Source organism: Paractinoplanes hotanensis, assembly GCF_023717965.1.
Taxonomy (GTDB): Bacteria; Actinomycetota; Actinomycetes; order Mycobacteriales; family Micromonosporaceae; genus Actinoplanes; species Actinoplanes polyasparticus.
On sequence record NZ_JAMQOL010000015.1, the window covers coordinates 138,877 to 160,957 of the forward strand.

The 22,081-nt window shown below is 68.2% G+C and carries 21 protein-coding genes; 12 read left to right on the forward strand and 9 right to left on the reverse strand.

All coding sequences use genetic code 11. The features are described from left to right. Positions 1–117 precede the first annotated feature (117 nt). On the reverse strand, positions 118–1,671 hold the full coding sequence (locus tag LXN57_RS12220) for a chemotaxis protein CheW (RefSeq protein WP_251798169.1): 1,554 nt from the start codon (positions 1,669–1,671) through the stop codon (positions 118–120). Then, a complete protein-coding gene (locus LXN57_RS12225) occupies positions 1,668–3,800 on the reverse strand; it encodes a methyl-accepting chemotaxis protein (protein WP_251798170.1) in 2,133 nt (710 codons plus the stop codon). The genes LXN57_RS12220 and LXN57_RS12225 overlap by 4 nt, the downstream gene beginning before the upstream one ends. Positions 3,801–4,130: 330 nt before the next feature. Here LXN57_RS12225 and LXN57_RS12230 point away from each other — a divergent pair, with 330 nt between their 5' ends. The 3 genes from LXN57_RS12230 (at position 4,131) to LXN57_RS12240 (ending at position 7,530) form a co-directional block, all read left to right on the forward strand. Further along, positions 4,131–4,364 carry a TM2 domain-containing protein gene (locus LXN57_RS12230; protein WP_251798171.1) on the forward strand — a complete coding sequence of 78 codons (234 nt, stop codon included), beginning with the start codon at positions 4,131–4,133 and terminating at the stop codon, positions 4,362–4,364. Between the two features lie 143 nt (positions 4,365–4,507). Next, positions 4,508–5,920 (forward strand): argininosuccinate synthase, encoded by a 1,413-nt coding sequence (gene argG, locus LXN57_RS12235; RefSeq protein WP_221378934.1) that lies wholly within the window; start codon positions 4,508–4,510, stop codon positions 5,918–5,920. 146 nt (positions 5,921–6,066) lie between these two features. After that, positions 6,067–7,530: a benzaldehyde dehydrogenase gene (locus LXN57_RS12240; RefSeq protein WP_251798172.1), complete on the forward strand. Its 1,464-nt coding sequence runs from the start codon at positions 6,067–6,069 to the stop codon at positions 7,528–7,530. Between the two features lie 21 nt (positions 7,531–7,551). Here the strand turns inward: LXN57_RS12240 and LXN57_RS12245 are convergent, their stop codons facing one another. Both LXN57_RS12245 and LXN57_RS12250 read right to left on the reverse strand, forming a co-directional pair. After that, on the reverse strand, positions 7,552–8,778 hold the full coding sequence (locus LXN57_RS12245) for an RNA polymerase sigma factor (protein ID WP_251798173.1): 1,227 nt from the start codon (positions 8,776–8,778) through the stop codon (positions 7,552–7,554). A 2-nt stretch (positions 8,779–8,780) separates the two neighbouring features. Beyond that, positions 8,781–9,110, reverse strand: coding sequence for a YciI family protein (locus tag LXN57_RS12250; protein WP_251798174.1), 330 nt, complete (start codon positions 9,108–9,110; stop codon positions 8,781–8,783). 130 nt (positions 9,111–9,240) lie between these two features. Between LXN57_RS12250 and LXN57_RS12255 the strand changes: the two genes are divergently transcribed. From LXN57_RS12255 to LXN57_RS12270, 4 genes are read left to right on the forward strand one after another with little or no spacing between them, the layout of a single operon-like run. Continuing rightward, positions 9,241–9,747, forward strand: a complete 507-nt coding sequence (locus LXN57_RS12255; RefSeq protein WP_251798175.1) for a YlcI/YnfO family protein — start codon at positions 9,241–9,243, stop codon at positions 9,745–9,747. A 29-nt stretch (positions 9,748–9,776) separates the two neighbouring features. Further along, the gene (locus tag LXN57_RS12260) at positions 9,777–10,619 is read left to right on the forward strand and encodes a DUF4097 family beta strand repeat-containing protein (protein ID WP_251798176.1); all 843 of its coding nucleotides are present in this window, start codon (positions 9,777–9,779) and stop codon (positions 10,617–10,619) included. A gap of 19 nt (positions 10,620–10,638) precedes the next feature. Further along, on the forward strand, positions 10,639–11,406 hold the full coding sequence (locus LXN57_RS12265) for an ABC transporter ATP-binding protein (protein WP_251798177.1): 768 nt from the start codon (positions 10,639–10,641) through the stop codon (positions 11,404–11,406). After that, positions 11,403–12,164 carry an ABC transporter permease gene (locus LXN57_RS12270; RefSeq protein WP_251798178.1) on the forward strand — a complete coding sequence of 254 codons (762 nt, stop codon included), beginning with the start codon at positions 11,403–11,405 and terminating at the stop codon, positions 12,162–12,164. The genes LXN57_RS12265 and LXN57_RS12270 overlap by 4 nt, the downstream gene beginning before the upstream one ends. A 101-nt stretch (positions 12,165–12,265) precedes the next feature. On the opposite strand, the gene LXN57_RS12275 is transcribed toward LXN57_RS12270, so the two are convergent. After that, entirely contained in the window at positions 12,266–12,664 is a 399-nt protein-coding gene (locus LXN57_RS12275) for a DUF1801 domain-containing protein (RefSeq protein ID WP_251798179.1), read from the reverse strand. 212 nt (positions 12,665–12,876) lie between these two features. Between LXN57_RS12275 and LXN57_RS12280 the strand changes: the two genes are divergently transcribed. From LXN57_RS12280 to LXN57_RS12290, 3 genes are all read left to right on the forward strand, one after another. Further along, complete coding sequence (locus tag LXN57_RS12280) at positions 12,877–13,494, forward strand: NADPH-dependent FMN reductase (RefSeq protein ID WP_251798180.1); 618 nt, start codon at positions 12,877–12,879, stop codon at positions 13,492–13,494. Positions 13,495–13,583: 89 nt separating this feature from the next. After that, positions 13,584–14,060, forward strand: coding sequence for an Lrp/AsnC family transcriptional regulator (locus LXN57_RS12285; RefSeq protein ID WP_251798181.1), 477 nt, complete (start codon positions 13,584–13,586; stop codon positions 14,058–14,060). Between the two features lie 390 nt (positions 14,061–14,450). After that, positions 14,451–15,002 carry a GNAT family N-acetyltransferase gene (locus tag LXN57_RS12290; RefSeq protein ID WP_251798182.1) on the forward strand — a complete coding sequence of 184 codons (552 nt, stop codon included), beginning with the start codon at positions 14,451–14,453 and terminating at the stop codon, positions 15,000–15,002. A 157-nt stretch (positions 15,003–15,159) separates the two neighbouring features. Here the strand turns inward: LXN57_RS12290 and LXN57_RS12295 are convergent, their stop codons facing one another. Beyond that, positions 15,160–16,686, reverse strand: a complete 1,527-nt coding sequence (locus LXN57_RS12295) for an APC family permease (RefSeq protein ID WP_251798183.1) — start codon at positions 16,684–16,686, stop codon at positions 15,160–15,162. Between the two features lie 71 nt (positions 16,687–16,757). Continuing rightward, complete coding sequence (locus LXN57_RS12300; protein ID WP_251798184.1) at positions 16,758–17,399, reverse strand: GOLPH3/VPS74 family protein; 642 nt, start codon at positions 17,397–17,399, stop codon at positions 16,758–16,760. A gap of 229 nt (positions 17,400–17,628) precedes the next feature. Here LXN57_RS12300 and LXN57_RS12305 point away from each other — a divergent pair, with 229 nt between their 5' ends. Next, on the forward strand, positions 17,629–18,477 hold the full coding sequence (locus LXN57_RS12305) for a helix-turn-helix domain-containing protein (protein ID WP_251798185.1): 849 nt from the start codon (positions 17,629–17,631) through the stop codon (positions 18,475–18,477). Positions 18,478–18,511: 34 nt separating this feature from the next. Then, the gene (locus tag LXN57_RS12310; RefSeq protein ID WP_251798186.1) at positions 18,512–18,751 is read left to right on the forward strand and encodes a DUF397 domain-containing protein; all 240 of its coding nucleotides are present in this window, start codon (positions 18,512–18,514) and stop codon (positions 18,749–18,751) included. Positions 18,752–19,167: 416 nt separating this feature from the next. On the opposite strand, the gene LXN57_RS12315 is transcribed toward LXN57_RS12310, so the two are convergent. Continuing rightward, the gene (locus LXN57_RS12315) at positions 19,168–19,686 is read right to left on the reverse strand and encodes a CAP domain-containing protein (protein WP_251798187.1); all 519 of its coding nucleotides are present in this window, start codon (positions 19,684–19,686) and stop codon (positions 19,168–19,170) included. A gap of 189 nt (positions 19,687–19,875) precedes the next feature. Beyond that, entirely contained in the window at positions 19,876–21,819 is a 1,944-nt protein-coding gene (locus LXN57_RS12320) for a M4 family metallopeptidase (RefSeq protein WP_438872865.1), read from the reverse strand. Between the last annotated feature and the right edge of the window lie 262 nt (positions 21,820–22,081).

A 22,081-nucleotide genomic window follows, 5' to 3' on the forward strand; every position in this document is an offset into this window, starting at 1 on the left:
GACGCCGACCTTGGCGAGGGTCCGGCCGGCGATCAACCTCGGGGTCGCGGTCACACGGCCGGACCTGGAGGGTCCGCGTCCGTCCCTCGACGACGTGTGGCGCCGTCGAGCAGGTTGTCAGCTCATGACGGAGGTTGCGGAATCGCGGGTCCCGCGTTGTCCGGCATATGCGGAGCCGCGCTCTCCCGCCCGGACAAGGTGCCCGCCGAGGTGTTCGGTGGCGATGGCGATGAGGTCGAAATGGGGCACGAGCCTGTTGTCCTCGGGTGTGCCCATGCCGATCAGCCGCCGCTGCAGCAGATCGTTGGTGGTCGTGGCGGACTCCTCCCAGACGGATTGCTCGATGGCGTGCAGTTCCGGGACGACGAGCCCGGCGGTGGTGCCGGCGGCGACGGTCACCAACAGCACCCGGTCGGTGCCGGGGTCAGGCGTGTGGGGGCGCCCGAGCAGCACGGGCAGGTTGATCAGCGGAATTGTGGTGCGGCGGTGGGTGAACATGCCGATCAGCGGGGCCTCGTCGAGGCTGAGGTGGTGGCTGGGGTAGGGCAGGATTTCGTCGATCTGCTCCAGCGGCGTGGCGGCCTCGACCCCGATGCTGTACGTGAGGAACTTGCGCACGCTCGGGATGACCCTGTGCTCATCCCGCCCGGCGGCGTCGGTGTCGCCCGGCGGCGGATCGGCCGGGGAGGCTTGCGAGTCGAGGCGTAGGTTCAGCGCTCCGAATGCGGCCAGTTCGGCGTTCTCGCGCAGTGCCTGCCCATCGAGGACGAGGTACTGGCGATCGTCGGTGGTGAGCAGCCCGGCGAGCAGGGCGTGGTCGGGGCTCGGCAGCTTCGGGATGGGCAGGATGTCGTCGGCGGGCACGGTGGTGATGTCGGTGACGTCGGTCGCGGTGAGTGTGATCAGGCCCTGTGGCATGGAGACCACGACCCCGCGGTAGGTCTCGGTTCCCGGCTGCAGTCCCAGGCCGAGCAGGGTGATGGGGTCGATGACCGGGACGGCGTGGCCGTCGAGGTGAGCGACGCCGCGGCAGATCGGGCCGTCCAGGGGCGAGGAGTGCAGCTCGAGGTCGGGCACAACGGAGTGCACGTGCGTGACGTCGATGGACAATCCGGTGCCGCCGCACTCGAACATCAGCAGGGTGCGGCGGGGCTCCTGCGCCTGCGCCGCCCCCGAGGCGGTCACGGGGGCGGGCGTGCCCGGCTGCTGGGCCGGGTCGGCAACGACGGGGATCGCCGGCGTGTCGACGATGGTGGCGGCGTCCAGCAACGCGACGACGGCGCGGTCGTCGGCGCGTTCGAAGGTGTGCGAGAACAGGGCCGGCACGCCGCCGCCGATGCGCACTGCGAGCAGGGCGTCGGCGGCCACGTGGGTGGAGCCCTCGATGGCGTCGGCGAGCAGGCCGAACAGCCGGCCCTCGCTGGAGACGATGATGATGACCTCGCCCGTCTCGGCCGCTGACGGCTGCCCGGCGAGCAGGCACGGATCGAGCACCGGAATGACGATGTGGCGCAGGTTGACCGCGCCGAGCAGCCCCACCCCGGCGGTGGGCAGGGGGCTGAACTCGGCAGGCCGGACGATGACCTCACGAAGCTCTTCCAACGGCAGCGCCATGCGCAGGCCCCCGGTGCGGAAGACGCCGTAGAGGGTGGAGACGGCCGTTGGTGTCATGACGCGGCCCGGTCGTGCTGGTCGGTGTTGCTGCTGTTGACCAGGTCGTTGATGAGCTCGGCGACGTGGTGCGACACGGTCTGCTGCTCCTCGGTCGAGGCCGCGATCCGCCGGATGGTGTCGCTGGTCTCGCCGACGTTGGACAGGATCTGCCCGAACGAGCTCTGCGCACGCTGGCTTACGGTGGCGCCCTGGCTGACCCGGCCGGCGGACTCGTGGATCAGCTGGGTGATCTCGCGGGCCGCGGCGGAGGACCGCTCAGCGAGCTTGCGGACCTCACCGGCGACCACGGAGAAGCCGATGCCGTGCTCGCCGGCGCGGGCTGCCTCGATGGAGGCGTTGAACGCGAGCAGGTTGGTTTGGCCGGCGATCTCGCCGATCACCGTGACGATCGCCGCGATCTGCTCCGACGACTTCTGGATCAGGTCGATGGCGTCGATCGATTTGCGGAGTTCCTCGTAGCCCTCCTGGGCGTTGTGATGGGTGGTGTCGGCCAGGGTGGTGGCCTGCGTGGCGGCCGCGGTGATCTCGTCGATCGCCGCTGTCAGCGCGGTCACCGACGCCTTCATGTCGTGGGTCTTGGTCGCGAGCTGGTGCTCCAGCAGAACCTGGTCGGTGATGTCGTAGGCGTACTTGACCACCTTGTAGACGACGTCGTGCAGGTCGCGGATCGGGATGTAGCTGGCCCGGATCCACACCTCGCGGCCGTACTTGCCGACACGGTGGAAGCGGCCGCTGTGAATCTCACCGGCTGCGAGCCGGTGCCAGAAGTCGCGGTATTCGGGCGAGACGATGTAGTCGGCCGGGCACAACATCGAGTGGTGCTGCCCGATCAATTCGCGCTCGCTGTAGCCCATGGTGCGCTGGAAGTTGTCGTTCGCGGCGAGGACATTGCCTTCGAGATCGAACTCGATGACCGCCTGGGCGAGGCTGATCGCCGTGTCCTTGCCCTCGAACTCGGCGGTGCGCTGCTTCGCGGCCGTGACGTCGACGGCGAACTTGATCACCTTGGCGGGCCGGCCCTCGGCGTCGAGGATCGGGTTGTACGTGGCCTGCAACCACACGTCGTGGCCGTCCTTGGCGATGCGCTTGTACTCCCCGCCCTGGAACTCGCCGCGCGCCAGCCGCTCCCAGAACAGCGAGTACGCGGCCCCAGAAGCCTCGGACGGGTCGATGAACATGCGGTGGTGATGTCCGGCGATCTCGTCGAGGGTGTAGCCCATGGTGTCGAGGAAGTTCTGGTTGGCGGTGAGGATCGTGCCGTCCAGGTTGAACTCGATGACCGCCTGGGACCGGTTGATCGCGGCGATCTTGCCCTCGAACTCGGCGGTGCGGTGCTGCTCTTCGGTGATGTCGGCGGCGAACTTGAACACCTTGACCGGCTGGCCTTCGGCGTCGAGTACCGCGTTGTACGACGCCAGCAGCCACACCTCCCGGCCGCCCTTGGCCATCCGCTTGAACTCACCGGACTCGAACTCGCCGCGCGTCAGGTGCTTCCAGAACTCGGCGTACTCCGGGCAGTCGGCCATGCCGGGTGGCATGAACATGCGGTGGTTCTGTCCGACGATCTCGTCGAGGGTGTAGCCCATGGTGTCGAGGAAGTTCTGGTTCGCGGACAGGATCGTGCCGTCCAGGTCGAACTCGATCATCGCCCGTGACCGGCTGATCGCGTCGATCTTGCCCTCGAACTCGGCGGTGCGTTGCCGGTCGGCGGTGATGTCGGCGGCGAACTTGACCACCTTGACCGGCCGGCCGTCGGTGCCGAGGATCGGGTTGTAGGTCGCCCGCAGCCACACCTTCCGGCCGTTCTTGGCCACCCGGGTGTACACCCCGGACCGGAACTGGCCTTCGCCCAGCGCGTCCCAGAGCTCGCGGTACTGCGTCCCGCGGGCCTCCTGCTCCGGCACGAACATGCGGTGGTGCTGACCCACTACCTCCTCGCGGGTGTAGCCCACCGTTGCCAGGAAGTTTTCGTTGGCGTCCAGAATCGTGCCTGACAGATCGAACTCGATCACCGCCTGCGAGCGGTTGAGGGCCGTGATCTTTCCCCGATCGTCGGCGGCGCGCTGCGCCACGTCGACCGCCTGCTCGACCCCCGCCGTGGACGGAGAAAACTTCGAATCCGGCATGCCTGCTCCTCACCCTGGATGTTGTACCAGCCGTTTCGGTCGGCCGGCATGGGAGCTGACGGCTCGGTCAGTGAGCATTGGGTTGCGATTCCGACCATCTGCTGGCCCGCAGGAGCGCCGGAACAACAGCCGCCACTTCGTCGCGCTCGCCGGCACGGTGTCCGGCACCGATTTCGCGGTGGACCAGACCTTCATCGCGCGGGTCGCCTGGGCCTGGCCGAGAAGCACACCGGCGAGCTGAGGTCCGTGACTGTCGGGTGTTGTGTGTGGCCATCGACGTTCGCTATGGTGCGGCGGCTTTTCATGCTGATCTAGGGACGGAATTTCGATATGACTGCCACCACCACTGCTGCTGCGACCGGCCAGAAGTCCTGGATTGTCGCGTTGCTGCTCAGCTTCTTCCTCGGTGCGCTCGGTGTGCACCGCTTCTACGTCGGGAAGATCGGCACCGGCGTCCTCATGCTGGTCACCATCGGCGGGTTCGGCGTCTGGGCGCTGATCGACTTCATCATGATCGCGATCGGCAAGTTCTCCGACAAGCAGGGCCTTCCGCTCGCGCGCTGACCACGGGTTGACCGGCCCGGGCCCGCATGACGACATGCGGGCCCGGGCCTGCGTCGTTCTTCCCGCCGGCCAGTTCCTGATCGGGTGTCCGGCGCCCGGGGTGTCGGCTCGCATGAAAATGCGGGATGGTGCATAATCCTCGTGTGACCAAGGTTCTGTCTTCTCTTCCGGTCGGTGAGCGGGTCGGCATCGCGTTCTCCGGTGGCCTCGACACGTCGGTGGCGGTTGCGTGGATGCGTGAGAAGGGTGCTGTGCCCTGCGCCTACACGGCCGAGATCGGCCAGTACGACGAGCCCGATGTGACGTCCGTGCCCGATCGCGCCATCGCCTACGGCGCCGAGCTGGCCCGCCTCGTCGACTGCCGCTCGGCCCTCGTCGAAGAGGGGCTGGCCGCTCTGGCCTGCGGCGCGTTCCACATCCGCTCCGGCGGGCGCACCTACTTCAACACCACGCCGCTGGGGCGGGCCGTCACCGGCACGCTGCTCGTACGGGCCATGCTGGAAGACCAGGTGCAGATCTGGGGCGACGGCTCGACGTTCAAGGGCAACGACATCGAGCGCTTCTATCGGTACGGTCTGCTGGCCAACCCGTCGCTGCGCATCTACAAGCCGTGGCTCGACAAGGACTTCGTCACCGAGCTCGGCGGGCGCAAAGAGATGAGCGAGTGGTTGCTCGCCCACGATCTGCCCTACCGCGACTCGACCGAGAAGGCGTATTCGACCGACGCCAACATCTGGGGCGCCACCCACGAGGCCAAGTCGCTGGAACACCTCGACGCGGGCATCGAGCTGGTCGACCCGATCATGGGCGTCCGGTTCTGGGATCCCGCCGTGGCGATCGCCACCGAAGACGTGACCGTCGGCTTCGTCGAGGGCCGCCCGGTGACGGTCAACGGCAAAGAGTTCGGCTCCGCGGTCGACCTGGTGCTCGAGGTCAACGCGATCGGCGGGCGGCACGGCCTGGGCATGTCCGACCAGATCGAGAACCGGATCATCGAGGCCAAGAGCCGCGGCATCTACGAGGCGCCCGGCATGGCGCTGCTGCACATCGCGTACGAGCGGCTGGTCAACGCGATCCACAACGAGGACACGGTCACCAGCTACCACAACGACGGCCGCAAGCTGGGCCGGCTCATGTACGAGGGCCGGTGGCTCGACCCGCAGGCGCTCATGCTGCGCGAGTCCCTGCAGCGGTGGGTCGGCAACGCGGTCACCGGCGAGGTCACGCTCCGGCTGCGCCGCGGCGACGACTACTCGGTGCTCAACACCACCGGCCCCGCGTTCAGCTACCACCCCGACAAGCTGTCGATGGAGCGCACCGAGACGCCGGCGTTCGCCCCGGCCGACCGGATCGGCCAGCTGACGATGCGCAACCTCGACATCGCCGACAGCCGGGCCAAGCTCGAGCAGTACGCCCGGCTCGGCATGGTCGGCAGCCCCCAGGGCCTGGTCGGCGCACTGCCCGCCGGCGGCGCCGAAGAGATCGCCTCGCGCGGCTCCGTCCCGGTGGAAGACGACCTGCTCGACCAGGCCGCCATGGAATCCGGCACCGACTGACGGTCCCACACCGATCCCAAACACCGGCCCGCCTCGATCAGAGAGGCGGGCCGGTTTGCTCGGCCCGCTGGTGCGGATCAGCGATCTCGGGGATAAAGAACAGGCACGGGAACCCTCGGCTCGAATCTGACAAGGGGAGGTGCGCTGTGGGACTGCTCGACAGCGTCGACTGGCAGGGAAAGATCTTCAAGAACGGCTCCTGGGTGCCCGGCGGGGGCGGCGACTACCCCGTCGTCGAACCGGCCACGGGGGCGACGCTCGGCCGGATGGGCCGGGCCGACCCGCAGGACGTCGCCGACGCCGCGGTCCACGCCGCCGAGGCCCAGAAGGAGTGGGCCGCGCTGCCGCATCCAGCCCGGGCCGCAGTGTTGCGCAAGGCCGGCGGCCTCTGGCAGGAGAACGCGGCCGAAATCTCCGACTGGAACGTGCGCGAGGTCGGCGCTGTCCCCGGCATGGCCGGGTTCGCTCTGCACGTCGCGGCCGAGGAATGCTACGAGGCGGCGAGCCTGCCGAGCCGGGCCATCGGTGAGCTGCTGCCCTCCGAGCAACCGCGGCTCTCGATGGTCCGCCGCGTGCCTGCCGGCGTGGTCGGCGTCATCGCGCCGTTCAACGTGCCGATCATCCTGGGCATCCGCTCGGTCGCGCCCGCCCTGGCCCTGGGCAACGCGGTGATCCTCAAGCCGGACCCGCGCACCGCGGTCACCGGCGGCACGCTGATGGCCCGGATCTTCGAGGAGGCCGGCCTGCCCGCCGGCCTGTTGCACATGCTGCCCGGCGGCGCCGACGTGGGCGAGGCGATGGTGACCGACCCCCACGTCCGGGTCATCTCGTTCACCGGGTCGACCCCGGTCGGCCGGCGCATCGGCGAACTCGCCGGGAAGCATCTCAAGCGGGCCCACCTGGAACTCGGCGGCAACTCGGCCCTGCTGGTGCTCGACGACGCCGACGTGGACGCCGCGGTCAACCTGGCCGCCTGGGGATCGTTCTTCCACCAGGGGCAGATCTGCATGACCACCGGCCGGCACCTGGTCGCCGCCCGGGTCTACGACGACTTCGTGGAACGGCTGGCCGACAAGGCGGCGCACCTGCCCGTCGGCAACCCGGCCACCGACCAGGTCGCGCTGGGCCCGATCATCGACGCCGGCCAGCGCGACAAGATCCACGGCATGGTCACGGCCACGGCGGGTCAGGGCGCCAAGATCGCTGCGGGTGGAACGTACGAGGAGCTGTTCTACCGTCCGACCGTGCTGGCCGACGCGCCGCTGACCGCGCCCGCCTTCGCCGAAGAGGTGTTCGGCCCGGTCGCCCCGGTCACCCGCGTCTCCTCGGTGGATGAGGCGGTGGAACTGGCCGGCGCGAGCGAGTACGGCCTGTCGCTCGGCATCGTCACCCGCGACGTGATGCGCGGCCTGGCCGTCGCCGACCGGATCCCGACCGGCATCGTGCACATCAACGACCAGACCGTCAACGACGAGGCCAATGCCCCGTTCGGCGGCGTCGGCGCCTCCGGCACGGGCGCCCGCTTCGGCGGCGCCGCGGCCAACATCGACGCCTTCACCGAGACCCGCTGGATCACCGTGCGCGGCGAACCGGCGACCTACCCCTTCTGAATCGCCGCGGGCGTGCGGCGCCTACCCGAGCTGGTCGCGGCGGCGGGTCAGGTAGGCGGTCTCGGCGGTGTTGCCGGCCAGCTCGATGGCCCTGTCGTAGGCCGCACGCGACTGGCCGCTTCGCCCGAGGCGGCGCAGCAGGTCGGCGCGGGTCGCGTGGAAGGCGTGGTACCCGGCCAGCTTCTCGTCGAGGCGGTCGACAGCGGCCAGGGCCACGTCGGGGCCGTCCAGTTCGGCGACCGCGATGGCCCGGTTGAGGACGACGATCGGTGAGGGGTCGATCCGCGCCAGTTGGTCGTAGAGGGCGACCACCTGCGACCAGTCGGTGTCGCGGACGTCGCGGGCATCGGTGTGCACGGCGTTGATCGCGGCCAGGATCTGGTAGCGGCCGGGCCGTTCGCCGGTGGCCAGGCGTTCGCGGACCAGGTGGTGGCCCTCGGCGATCAGCGCCGTGTCCCACGCGCCGCGGTCCTGCTCGCCCAGCGTGACCAGTTCGCCGTCGGCCGAGATCCGGGCGGTGCGGCGGGCCTCGGTGAGCAGCATCAGCGCCAGCAGCCCGGTCACCTCGCCGTCGCGGGGCATCAGGGCCCGGATGAGGCGGGTCAGCCGGATCGCCTCGGCGGTCAGTTCCCGGCGTACGGGATCGGTGCCGGACCCGGTCGCCAGGTAGCCCTCGTTGAAAACGAGGAAGAGCGCGGCCAGCACACCGGACACGCGCACCGGCAGATCCTCGGCCGAGGGCACCCGGTAGGGGATGCGGTTCGCCTTGATCTTGCCCTTGGCCCGGGTGATCCGCTGTTCCATGGCTGTCTCCCGCACCAGGAAGGCGCGGGCGATCTCGGCCACGGTCAGGCCGCCGACCAGGCGCAGCGTCAGCGCTACCCGGGTCTCCAGGGCGAGCGCCGGGTGGCAGCAGGTGAAGATCAGCCGCAGCCGGTCGTCCTCGATGGCGCCGGGTGGCTGGGGCGGGTCGTCGTCGCGCAACATCTGCGCCTCCCGCTGCTTGTCGTCGCGTTTGCTCTCGCGCCGGATCCGGTCGATGGCCTTGCGGTTGGCGGTGGTGGTGAGCCAGGCGCCCGGGTTCGGGGGTACGCCGTCGGCCGGCCACCGTTCGACCGCGGTCGCGAACGCCTCGGCCGCCGCCTCCTCGGCGATGTCGAGGTCGCCGAAGCGCTTGGTCAGGGCGGCGACCACCCGGGCCCACTCCTGGTGGTGGGCCCGGGTGGTCGCTTCGTGCGCATCGGTCACGCTCACTCCCCGAAGAACGGCCGGACCTCGACCCGGCGGTTGCAGGCCTTCGAGCCGCCGGCGGCGAGCTTGAGCGCCACGTCAAGGTCGGGCGCCTCGAAGATCCAGAAGCCGGCGATGTACTCCTTCGACTCCAGGAACGGCCCGTCGGTGAACAGCGTCTCGGCGCCGCGGTTGTCGATCACAGTGGCCGTGCTGGGCGCGTTGAGGCCGCCGGCGAAGACCCAGTGACCCGCCGCCCGGACGTCGGCGTTGAACGCGTCGATGGCGGTCATCTCATCCTCGGTGGCGGAGCCGGACTTGTCGTCGATCACGGAAACCAGATACTGCATGGCTCTCTCCTGTCGTCTCACTGATGTGTGTACTACGAACGACGCTGTCCCGATCCGACAGAACCGCCGCGGTGCCATCGTGGTGCCAAAGAGGCTTGCAGTGGTGCCATGATGGTGCCATAGTGGTGTCATGGACCTGACGACCTATGTGAGCAACCTCGGCCGCGAGTTCGCCACGCTGGCCGAAGCCGGTGGTGAGGAATCGCGAGCGCTGGTCGAACGCCTCACCGGCTCGCTCGAGTCGGCGATCCGGATGACGTTGCTCGACGCGCTGTCGGCGGCCGCCGACGAGATCACCCGGGACCTGGCGCCGGGCTCGGTCGAACTGCGGCTGCGCGGCCGCGACCCGAACTTCGTCGTGACGGTGCCTGCCGCCGAGGCCGCTCCCGCGGCGCCCGCCGCCCCCGAGGCCGACCCGGTCATCGCCGAGGACGGGCCGGCCACCCGCATCAACGTCCGCATGCCGGAGCAGCTCAAGGCGGCCATCGAAGAGGCGGCGGCCAAGGAGGGCCGCTCGGTCAACGCCTGGCTGGTGCGTGCCGCCGCGGCCGGGCTTCAGCGCTCAGGCTCAGAGGCCCCTCCCGAGGCCCCCGCCGGCAAGAAGAGCGCGCAGAGCTTCACCGGCTGGGTCCGATAACCCGCCCGACCCGGAAAGAGGGGACAACCATGCCCATTTTCGACACCCCCGCATCGATCTCTGTCGTTGTCGAGCTCAGCGTCGGCAACGTGCGGATCGCCGCGAGCGAGCGCACGGACACCGCAGTCGAGGTTCGCCCGAGCGAGGAATCCGACGAGTCCGACGTGGCGGCCGCCGGCCAGGTCCGCGTCGACCTCGCCGACGGCACGCTGCGGGTCATCGGCCCCAAGCGCCTCTTCGACTTCTCCCGCAAGACCCGGTCGGTCGACGTCACCATCGAACTGCCGACCGGCTCCCGCGTGACGGCCCAGACGTCGGCGGGCGACCTCCGCTGCTCCGGACGGCTGGGGGAGTGCCGGCTCAAGACCGCGGCCGGCGACGTCAGCGTCGAACACACCGGCCCGCTGCGCATGAGCACGTCGGCCGGCCGGGCCACCGCCGGTCGCGTCACCGGATCCGCCGACATCTCCACCGGCTCCGGCAGGGTGCAGATCGGTGAGGTCGCGGGCACCGCGGTCGTGAAGAACTCCAACGGCGAGACCACCATCGACGCGGTCGAGGGCGACCTTCGGGTGCGGGCGGCCAACGGCGACATCCACATCGAGCGGGCCGGCGCCGGCGTCGACGCGAAGACCGCCAACGGGGCCATCCACGTCGGCGAGGTGGTCCGCGGCTCGGTCGTGCTGGGCACCGCCATGGGCGACCTCGACGTCGGCATCGCCGAGGGCACCGCGGCCTGGCTCGAGCTCAACACCAGCTTCGGGCACGTACGCAACCAGCTCGACAACACCACCAAGCCCGAGGGCGCGGCCGAGACCGTCGAGGTCCGCGGCCGCACCTCGTACGGCGACATCACCATCCACCGTTCCTGAGACGGAGAGGGAATCCCCTATGGAAACGCGGAACCCGGCGATTCAAGTCGCCGGACTGACAAAGTCCTACCAGGACCTGCACGTGCTCAAGGGCGTCGACTTCACGGTGGCCGGCGGCAGCATCTTCGCCCTGCTCGGCTCCAACGGCGCCGGCAAGACGACGATCGTGCGGATCCTGGCCACTCTGCTCAAGTCTGACAGCGGCACGGCCAGCGTCAACGGCTTCGACGTGGCGTCGGCGCCGGCCGCGGTGCGCGAGTCGATCAGCCTGACCGGGCAGTTCGCCGCGGTCGACGAGATCCTCTCGGGTCGTGAGAACCTCATCATGATCGCCAAGCTGCGACGGGTGAGGAATCCTGCCCAGGTCGCGGACGACCTGCTCGAACGCTTCAGCCTGGCCGATGCCGGCGGGCGCCGGGTGGCCACGTATTCCGGTGGCATGCGTCGCCGCCTCGACATCGCCATGAGCCTGATCGGCGACCCGCCGGTCATCTTCCTCGACGAGCCGACCACCGGGCTCGACCCCGAGGCGCGCATCGAGGTCTGGCACGAGATCCAGAAGCTCGCCGGCGGCGGGACGACGGTCTTCCTCACGACCCAGTATCTGGACGAGGCCGAGAAGCTGGCCGATCGGATCTCGATCCTGCACCAGGGCACGATCATCGTCTCCGGCACGCTGGCCGAGCTCAGGCAGCTGCTGCCGCCGGCCAAGGTCGAGTACGTCGAACGGCAGCCCACCCTCGAAGAGATCTTCCTGGCGATCGTCGGCAAGGAGAAGCAGCGATGACAACCCACGTCCTCAACGACACCGGCGTGATGCTCGGGCGTTCCGTACGACACGTGACCCGCAGCGTCGACACGATCATCACCGTCACGGTCATGCCCATAGCGTTCCTGCTGTTGTTCAGATACGTCTTCGGCGGGGCGATCCAGACCGGCACCGACAACTACACCAACTACCTGCTGCCCGGCGTGCTGCTCATCGCTGTCGCCAGCGGCATCTCGTACACGGCCTACCGTCTCTTCAACGACCTGCAGGGCGGCATCTTCGAGCGCTTCCACTCCATGCCGATCGCCCGGTCGTCCGTGCTCTGGGGGCACGTGCTGACGTCGCTGGTGTCCAACGCGATCTCGGTGGTCGTCATCATCCTGGTCGGCCTGGCCATCGGCTTCCGCACCTCGGCCGGGATCCTTTCCTGGCTCGCCGTGGCCGGCATCCTGGCCGTCTTCACCCTCGCCCTGACCTGGGTGGCGATGATCTCCGGTCTTTCCGCCTCCACACCGGACGGTGCGGCCGCCTTCTCCTACCCGATCATCTTCCTGCCCTTCATCAGCTCGGCCTTCGTCCCCACCGAGACGATGCCCGGCCCGGTGCGGGTCTTCGCCGAGAACCAGCCGGTCACCTCGATCGTCAACTCGATCCGGGCCCTGTGGGACCAACAGCCGGTCGGCAACGACATCTGGATCGCCCTCGCCTGGTGCGCCGGCATCCTGGTGGTGGCCTACTTCTTCGCGATGTCGGCCTACCGCCGCAAGATCGCCTGAGTCGCGCCACGTCGATGACGTGGCGCTGGCTACCGGTCGAATCCGTCAACCGACGGAGGCGGCCGGCAGCCGCCTGTTCCCAGCGTTTCGGCGGTCCGGGCCTACTCTCCTTGCCGCAGACTGTTCGCGGTGGCGAAGGAGCGGGCGATGATCTCGCGCAGCGCCGACTGGTCGGCCTGGTCGACCCGTTTGAGATAAAGGCAGCCCTTGCCGTGGGTGTGCGGCCCGAGGCGTTCGAGCAGATCCGCGTACGCCTCCAGGTAGCCCGTCAGGTACAGAACGGTCTGCGCCTTGCGGGGCGAGAACCCGATCGCAGCCACGTCGCCCTCGCGCCCCGACTGATATTTGTAGTGCCGCGACCCGAAGCCGATGATGCTGCTGCCCCACATCGCCGCCGGTTCCCCGGTGACCTCGCCCATCAGTGCGACAAGCAGCCGAGCGTCCCGCTGCCGCTGCTCATCGCCGACACTGTCCAGAAACTTCGCGACGTCGTCGTCCACAACCGCAGCCTCGCACAACCGCGCCCCGCTGTGGACAACCCGATCCGCTCCCAGTCGGCCGCAATAAAATAAAGACTGCCCCGGGTGGGCGGGGGTCAGGGTGGCGCACCAGCAAGATCCACGCCGCGAATCCGCTTCGGTGCGATCCGCGCGGGCATGATCCAGGTGGGCGCGGCGACTCGTCTTAACGTGGGGGTTCTAGGCTCGGCGGCATGACGCGCATCCTGCTGGTCTCGGGCAGCACCCGCGAGGATTCCCTGCACACCGCTGCCCTGCGCACCGCCGCCTGGTACGCGCCCGACGACATCAACGCCGGCCTGTTCGAGGGCCTGCGCAACGTGCCCGCGTACGTCCCGGGCGAACCGGAACCGCACGACACCGTCGTGCTGCTGCGTCACCAGGTGCGGATCGCCGACGCCGTGCTGATCAGTACCCCGGAGTACGTCGGCTCGATCCCGGGCGCGCTCAAGAACCTGCTCGACTGGCTGATCGAGGACGACCTGCTCGCCGGCAAGCCGGTCGCCTGGTTGTCGGTGGCTCACGCGAACGAGGACGACGGCGCTCGCGCCACCCTCGAGACCGTTTTAGATCATGCCAGCGCCAAGATTCTCCGGGCCGCCTGCATCCGGCTCCCGATCGACCCGGCGGCCGTTGATCACCAGGGCCTGGTCACCGATCCCCGCTTGCATCAGGCTCTGCTGGACGCCTTGCAGGGGCTGGCCCGGCTGCTCGCCCTCACCCAGGCCCCGCCACGCCCGGCCTGGCAGCACTACTCGAGCGTCTTCCCGGTGATCGAGCGCCGCGACGCACCGGGCTGGACGAACCGCTGACCCGCCCCGCGGTCCGGGCCGGCTGACCCTCCTGCGTCGTTGGCCCAAGTGAACGCGAGAATGGGCGGCGACGGGGGAGGATGGCAACGATGCGATCTCTGGATGCGACCGACGCGCGCATTCTGCTGGCCCTGGACGCCGACCCCGACGCCACCGTGGTCGCGCTGGCCGAGCGGCTCTCCATGTCGCGCAACACCGTGCAGGCCCGCCTGCGGCGCATGCGTGACTCGGGCGCCCTGGGGGCCTACTCGCGCCGGGTCGAGCCGGCCGCACTCGGCTATCCGCTGATGGCGTTCATGACGTTGTCGCTGAGCCAGCGCCAGGGCGACCTGGCCGCCCAGCAGATCGTCCGGATCCCCGAGGTGGTCGAGATCCTGGCCACCACCGGCGACGGCGACCTGCTGGTCCGCATCGTCGCCAAGGACACGGCCGACCTCTACCGGATCACCAACCTGGTCGTGGCCGCCCCGGGCGTCGTCCGCACGTCGACGTCGATCGTGCTGCACGAGGTCGCTCCGCACAGCGTCGACGGCCTGCTGCGCCGGCATACCTCGAACCCGGATTAGTCACGCTCTGTCATCGGTGGCGTAAAGGCATTACGCTGATCCGCGGTTGTTCGCGATTGCGCACTTGATCGTTTGATCAATTGGCGCGCGATCCCGGCGACAGTTCCGGGTGGACGATCCACAGAGCCTGGACCAGGGGTAATACGCACGGTGTCTAGTACTCGCAGTCATGAACACTTTGTTGGGCCGAGGGACGAATCCTCGCCGATGATTGCAAGTTGCACACCAAAACGGGCACTCGGCACGTCCGGTAGATGAATTGGCACATTCAATCGGACCCTACGCATTGTCGTAACGAGGTCACGCTTCGTACAGTGATGGTCAACAATCATCGATCAAGATGAGTGCGACAAGCGGGCCGACCTGGCGGCGGCCTGCGGGGGAGCCGACATGCTTATCAAAGTCATCGACCGGATCACCGACCAAGCCGTCCACGAAACAATGTGGACCATGTACCGGGATGCTTTCGAAGAGCTGAACCACCTGGCTGTGCAGCGGCACCTGATGACCCGCGACGAGTTCGACGCGGTAATGGCGGACACCCGGGTCGACAAGTATCTCGCCCTCGATGACGACGGCACGATCTGCGGCGTGGCCACGTACACGAACGATCTCGATGCGGTGCCCCTGATCGCACCGCAATACTTCGAGCGGCACTGGCCGGAGCAGTACAACGCTCACAAGATCTGGTACATCGGCTTCGTCGCGGTCAGCCCGCACGCGCAGGGCCGGGAGGCGTTCGGCCAGCTGGTGGAGCAGATGTACATGGTGGCGTCGGCCCAGAACGGCCTGGTCTGCCTCGACATCTGCAACCACAACGACGAGGTGCGGCGGATGTCCCGGGTGTTCCGGATGATGGTGAGCCGGCTCAGCGACAACATGAAGTTCACCCGCATCGACCAGCAGTCGTACTGGCTGTACGAGTTCCCCGCGGCAGCCTGAGCCCGAAGACCCCCGCACACAGCGCGGCAGGCCGTCCCGAGAGGTGACGGTCTGCCGCGGAGCTGGGGGGAAACCTTCAGGTCATAGGCGACCTCCACATCGTTCCAACGTGTGTTCCTTTCCTTCCCTCGCGGTGGGGGAACCGGCGTGGGAAAGCTCAGTAGGGATAACCGCTGCGGGCGCCCACCGGATCGGCGTGCAGGGCCCGCAGCGTTGAACTATCGGGGACGACATTCACCCGCCCCTCGGTGCCGCGGCCGATTGCCGCGTACACCTCGGGTCGCGCGGCCCGCATGATCAGTGCCCAGACGAAGCCGACCAGGGCGATGGTGAGATAGAGCGCCGGAATCAGCCACTGGAACGGCGAGTTCCCGTCGACCTGCAACAGTTCGCCGAATCCGATGCACGTCGCGGCCAGGACGATGGTGAGCAGCAGGAAGGCCGTCGCCGGTGCGACGTACGCCTTCCAGAAGCTCTCGCCGCGCCTGTTCCTCATGAAGAACGCCAGGACCGAAGCCGAGGCTGCCCACATGAGGATCAGCACCCCGAGGCCGCCGATCGTGGTGAGCCACGCGAACACGAAGACCAGCGGGTCGGAGCCGACGAGCGCGTACAGGCTGAGCACGATGATCGCCAGCACGCTCTGCGTGATCGAGCCGAGCAGCGGAGCGCCCGTACGGGGGTGAGTGCGCCCCCACGCGGCCGGCAGCACGCCTTCGCGCCCGAGGGCGAACTGGTAGCGCGACACCGCGGCGTGGAACGCCAGCAGGGCGGCGAACACGCTCGTCAGGAACAGGACGTAGCCGATGTCGACCAGGAAGCTCGGCAGGTGTGGCCCGACGAGCGTGAACACGAGATCGGTCTCGTGCTGGGCGGCTCGGGCGGCGATCTGATCGGGCCCCGTGCTGACCGACATTGCCCAGGCCGAGAGGGCGCACAGCACGCCGGCCAGGATCACCGCGATGTGGGTGGCCCGGGCGATCGTACGCTTGGGGTCCTTGGCCTCTTCGGAGAGCACGACCGTGGCCTCGAAGCCGACGAAGCCCGCGATCGCCAGCACCAGCAGGATGCCGACCACCGGGGTGGCCAGCGGGGCCGGGGAGAACTGCGAGAACGTGATGTGACCGTCGGCCGGGTTGCTGATCATCACGAGGTCATAAATGATCACGATGGCGATCTCGAGAACGAGCAGGACCGCCAGGACCTTGCCGCTCAGGTCGACCCAGAGCAGTCCGAGGATCGCGACGGCGAACCACGCCGCTATCGCGCAGGCGTACCACGGCACGGTGAAGCCGAACGCCGCCAGAATGCCGCTGGCGACCGAGCCGAACAACCCGAAGAGGCCGATCTGCATGAGTGAGTAGGCGGGCAGCGCGACGAACGCCGCGCCCACGCCGATGACCCGGCCCAGACCATGACTGATGTACGAGTAGAAGGCGCCGGTGTTGACGATGTGCCGGCTCATGGCGACGAAGCCGACGGTGAACAGGGACAGCAGACCCGCCGTCACGAGGTAGGCGATCGGCACCGCGGTGCTGCCGATGATCGCGTAGATCGTCGTGATCGCACCGATGATCACGGTGAGCGGCGCCGCGCCCGCCACGCCGAAGAACACCACCGAAGGTACGCCCAGCCTGTTCTTGGCCAGCGCCTTCGAGACGATGTCCGGCTCTTCGGGTTCCATACGTGACACGAGCATCCTTCCGGCCCAATGATCAGAGTTGTTGCGCCCGAGATGGTGGCGCCCAGTGCCGCTCACCTGCGGCCGACTGTCACGACCGAGCCCACGGAGGCCTCGGTGTACTCGACGAGCTCCCGAAGGTCTGACGGGAGCGACCCCACGGCGCTGGGCAGCGACTGGAAAGCGTGCCGGTGTGCCTCGAAGTCGTAGAGAACGTGCCGGGTGAGCCCGGTGGCAGCCACCAGGCCGATCAGCACCCTGTCACTGATGTTCATGCCGATGCCGCGGACCAGCAGATTGGCCAGCCGGGCGGGCGCCCAGGCGGCGGCGTTGCGCTGTGCGGCGCTGTTCGGCATATAGAGGGTCTCGGTGGCCGAGAACATGCGCCGCCGGGTGACCGGCTCGACCGCTCCCAGCCGGGAGAGTCGTTCCCCGACCCTGATCGCCGCGTCCTGCGAGAGGAAGGCCAGCCACACCCGGACGTCCCGGTGTTGCGGCTGTGCGATCAGGAGGTCGAGAATGTCGTGCGCGAGCGCGTCCGTCGGAGGATGCCGGTCGAGGATGAGGAGATCTCCGTCCGAGATCCCGATCCGTCCTTCGAGGATCAGCTCGCCGAGCAGTGCGGCGGCCAGGCCCAGGCCGGTCGCACGTGGATGGAGTCGGGACCGGCCGGTGCGGTCCTCGTGTGCGATCAGGAAATACTGGTCAGCCAACACGCCGCCACGCCCCTTACGACAACGTCTGGTTCTTCGGTCAGATCTGCCAGTGCCATCGTGGCCGCGATGATCACTGTGGGTACAAAACGCTGTGACTCGATGTCCGCGCATCATGTACCCGGCCGAAGGGCCAATACAAGAAGGCTAGTACTTTTTGTTTGGTGCGCCGTGTTTGGATCATGGAGGCCTGACCCGTACTATCGGTCTCATCAGGACCGAGGGAGTCCAGGTGTCCGTTGATGAAGGGCCAACCCTGCGCCGTCGCCGTCTGGGCGCGGAACTCAAGCGGTGCCGTGAGGCCGCGGGGCTGACGCAAGAGAACGTCTCGAGGCATTTCGAGTGGCACGCTGCCAAAGTCACGCGCATCGAGACCGCGCGCGTTGCGGTGACGCCACGTGACGTCAAAGATCTCCTGACGCTGTACGGCGTGGGCGATCAGGACTATCGGGAGGCGCTGGTCGAACTGGCCAGGCTGTCCCGCGAGCGAACATGGTGGACGGACTACCGGGACATCATGCGTCCCGGCAACTTCGTCGGCCTGGAAGCGGCGGCCGCTGCCATGCGGGCCTGGGAACCGATCATCGTGCCGGGGCTCCTGCAGACCGAGGCGTACATGCGGGCGCTGATCCGCACCGGCCGGTCGAACGAGTCCTCACAGCAGACGGACCGCCGCGTCAATCTGCGTCTCACCCGGCAGAGCCGGCTGCGCGGCGAGCGGCCCCTCGAACTCACCGCCATCATCGACGAATCGGTGGTGCGGCGGGTGGTGGGCGGTGACGAAGTGATGAACGAACAGCTTCGGCACCTGGTCGAGGTCGGCCAATTACCGAATGTGCTGGTGCAGATTCTGCCGTTCAGCGCTGGTGAGCACACGTTCCTCGGCGGTTCGGCGGCGCTATTGGAGTTCCGGGAGACCACCCATTTGGATGTTGTCTATCTTGAAGGTCTTGCGGGAGACTACTACGAGGAGCAACCCTCCGAGGTTGCCCGTTACCGGCAAGAGTTCGAGCGTTTGAGTGCCCGGGCGCTGGATGCCCGAATGACCATCAAGATGATCGAGAGCCTGCTCGTCGCGTAGTGCCCTCGAGAAAGACAACCGCATACGAAGGGGGGTGCTTGAGTTGCTCACGCACCAGCCAAATGCTGCAGTTCTCACCGCTGCGGTCTGGAAGAAGGCCAGCCGCAGCAACGGCAACGGCGGTAACAACTGTGTCGAGGTGGCTTTCCTCGACCAGGGCGTCGCCGTCCGGGACAGCAAGGACCGCTCCGGTCCTGCGCTGATGTTCACTCCGGCGGAGTGGACGGCCTTCGTGGACTCGGCCAAGGATGGCGAATTCGACCTCCATTCCTGATAGCCGAGCCTACCGATAGGCACGCACCGATGGGAAGTGCCTACGCAAAGTCAACTTCTCCGGCGTGAGTTCTACCGGGTGCCGTGGCTCTGCTCACCAAGTGTCGCGGCACCCGTACTCTGAATAACATTTCCGCGCCGTTTCGGAGGCGCGGAATTTTTCGTGCCCGTCACCCTATTCGGTGAATGTTCGGGGCGCGGACAAATTCCGTTCGATGCATCGTTGCCGGGCGATGCACGGTCGGTGGTTCGCGGTCCGCGTTCGCGGTTCGTGGGGAAAGGCGGAAATGCCGCACAGCCCGGGCTGTGCGGCATTTCGCTGTGGATAACTCGATCGGTGTGCCGGTGATGTGCGTAGGGTGAGCGCCTGTTCCCTTGGGTGGGCGGGGGAGGCGGTGGCACCCCGGAAGATCAGCGTCAGCCGCGGCCGAAGTTCTGGGTCCAGTACGGGGTGCCGCTGGACGTGCGGACGAGGCCCACGCCGACGGCCGTGCTGGCGCAGTTCAGGATGTTCTTGCGGTGGCCGGCGCTGTTCATCCAGGCCGCGACGACCTGCTGCGGGGTCTTGTAGCCGTAGGCGATGTTCTCGGCCGCGGCGTCCCGCTTCGGGTAGCCGGCCCGCACCTCGCGGGTGACGAAGTTGCTGCCGTCGGAGCCGGTGTGGTCGAAGAAGCGGTTCTTCACCATGTCCGTGCTGTGGGCACGGGCGGAGGCGATCAGGCGGTCGTCGATCCGGAGGGCCTTGCAGCCCCGGGTGGAGCGCTCGGCGTTGGTCAGCTTGACGACCTCGGTCTCGTACGCGACCTGGTCGACGGCGACCGCGGGCTTCTTCTTCGGGGTACCGGCGGTGGCGGCCGCGAAAGCGGGGGCGCCGACCATGGTGGGTACGGCGATCAGAGCGGCGGTGACGACGGCGCGGCGGACGAAACGCTTCAAGGGTGTGCCCTCTCGTTCGGTGTCTGTCACCGGTACCGATCGGGGCGGGCACGATCGGATGAAGAAGGGGACCCGGAAGGCAACGCGAGGCAACGCAGCCGCTACCGGCGGAGGCGAAATGTCCTGTTCAAAGGGCAGCGCAAGAGGCGGGGCCGGCGCGCATGCGCCGGCCCCGCAGTGCGGGAAGGGCTAGACGGTCAGGGTCCAGGTGTTGATGTAGCCGGTGTCGCGGGCGTACGTGTCCTGCACCCGCAGTTGCCAGGCGCCGTTCGCGGTCTCGCTCGACAGGTTCTTGGTGTACGTCGTGTTGACGTTGTCGGCGCTGTCCGAGGTCGAGGTCGGCTTGAGGTTGTAGACCGTTCCGTCCGGAGCCACCAGGTCCACCCGCAGGTCACCGCGGTACGTGTGGACGATGTTGACCGCGATCGTCGAGGTCGCCGAGGCGGCGCGGGCGCAGCCGCTGATCGTGATGCCGCTGTTCACCGCGGCGCCCGCGTCCGGGATCGTCACGTCGGTGGCGTTGGTGCCCGAGCAGCCGGTCGTGGGCGGCGGGGTGGTGGTGGGCGGCGGGGTGGTGCCTCCGCCCGTGCAGGTCGGGTCGGCCGTCTGGGCCGGCACGTTCACCGCGTCCCAGGCCGCCTTGACGGTGTTGAACTCGGTGCAGCTGTTCGGGAAGAGGTTCTTGGCCGCCGTCAGCGTCCAGGTGCGGTACTTCAGGTACGAGGAGCTGGAAGTCTTGATCAGCATCGCGTTGTACATGATCTTCATGGCGTTCTGGATGCCGAGGCCGGTGATGGCGCCCGAGCCGCTGCACCGGGTGCTGGCGGGCTGCCCGTTGGTGGGGTTGGTGCCCTCAGCCATCAGGTAGAACCAGTGGTTGCCGGGACCGGCCGCCGCGTGCACCTCGGAGCCGGGGGTGCTGCTCGAGTAGCAGTTGCTGTCACCCGCGAGCGAGGGGTTGTACATGTACCGGATCGGGCCGCTGCCGACCAGGTTGACCTCCTCGCCCACCTGGTAGTCGGGGGCGTCGTTGGGGTTGTTGATGAACCACTCGGTCGCCGCGCCGATGGTGTCGGCGACGAACTCCTGGGTGCCCGAGCGCGAGATGCCGCCGGGGGTGGTGTCGTCGATGCCGTGAGCCAGCTCATGACCGACCACGTCGGCCGAGGCGATCCACTGGTTGGCGGTGTTCTTGCCGATCTGGATCTGGGTGCCGTCGTAGTACGCGTTCTGGTCGTTCAGGCCGACCCGGATCGGCCACGCGCCGCCGCTGCCGTTCGGGCCGTTGCGGCCGAGCCACGAGGAGAGCATCGCGTACTGCTTCTGCGCCACGTAGAAGGCGTCGACGCAGCCCGTTTCCTTGTTCGTGCCGGTGCCGTTGCCCCACACGTTGTCCGAGCCGCTGAATGTCGTGTTGTTGGCGGCGTCCTGACAGCGGATCGCGGTGTGGCTCGGGTCCTGCAGCGTGTAGGTCGAACCCGACTGGGTGGTGTCGATCGCGACGGCCCCGTTGATCCAGCCGGTGCCCGTGCCGGCAGCCTCGGTGACGTGCTCGGTGGTGCGCAGCACCTCTCCGGTGGCCGCGTCGACAGCGACGGTCAGGCGGCTCGGACCCTCGGCGCCGGCGCCGGCGACCGTGGTCTCCCAGGCCAGCGCGGCGGCCTCGCCTTCCTCGGCGAGCACGACGAGGTTCGTACCCTCGACGTCCTTGACCGTCTTGAGCTGCGCCCGGGCAGTCGTGGCCGCGGCGGCGCTCGTGATCTTGGCGGCCGTGGAGAGTTCACCGATGGGGCTGCTCTGCGCGACCGAGGTGGCCTTGGTCCGGCCGGCCGCGTCGGTCACCACGACGAAGTCACCGCCGCGGACCGGAAGGCCGTTGTAGGTGCGCTCGTAGGGCACGTAGTTCAGGCCCGACGACTGGATGACCTTCTTCCGCAGGAAGGTCTCGTTCGAGCCGGCGTGCAGGATCGAGGGACGGCTCGCGACCAGGGCGTCGGCCTTGTTCGCGGCCAGCGTCGCGGCGGCTGCGGGATCCTGCGGCGCCGCGGTGGCGGGCCCGGTGACCGCGACCATGGCGCCGGCGGCCGCGGTTCCGGCGGCCAGCGCGATGATCAGAGGGGTTCGACGTTTCACGCGGGTGCTCCTTTCCCGTCCCGGGGGTGGGAACGGGCTCAAGTCACATCGGAGGACATTCGACTTTCGTCGGAAGACTTGAGGAGACGCTAGGCATCGATGGGCGTCGCCGAATCAGGGAAAACCCTTGCGCCTTCGCGCAGGCCGGGCATGATCCAACCGGGTGAACGTGCATTCAAGTTCGCACTGTGTAATCTGATGAGTTCGTAAAGTGACATGCTCTCCTCTGGCAGGGCCCCCTCCGGTCAGGCATCATGACCGG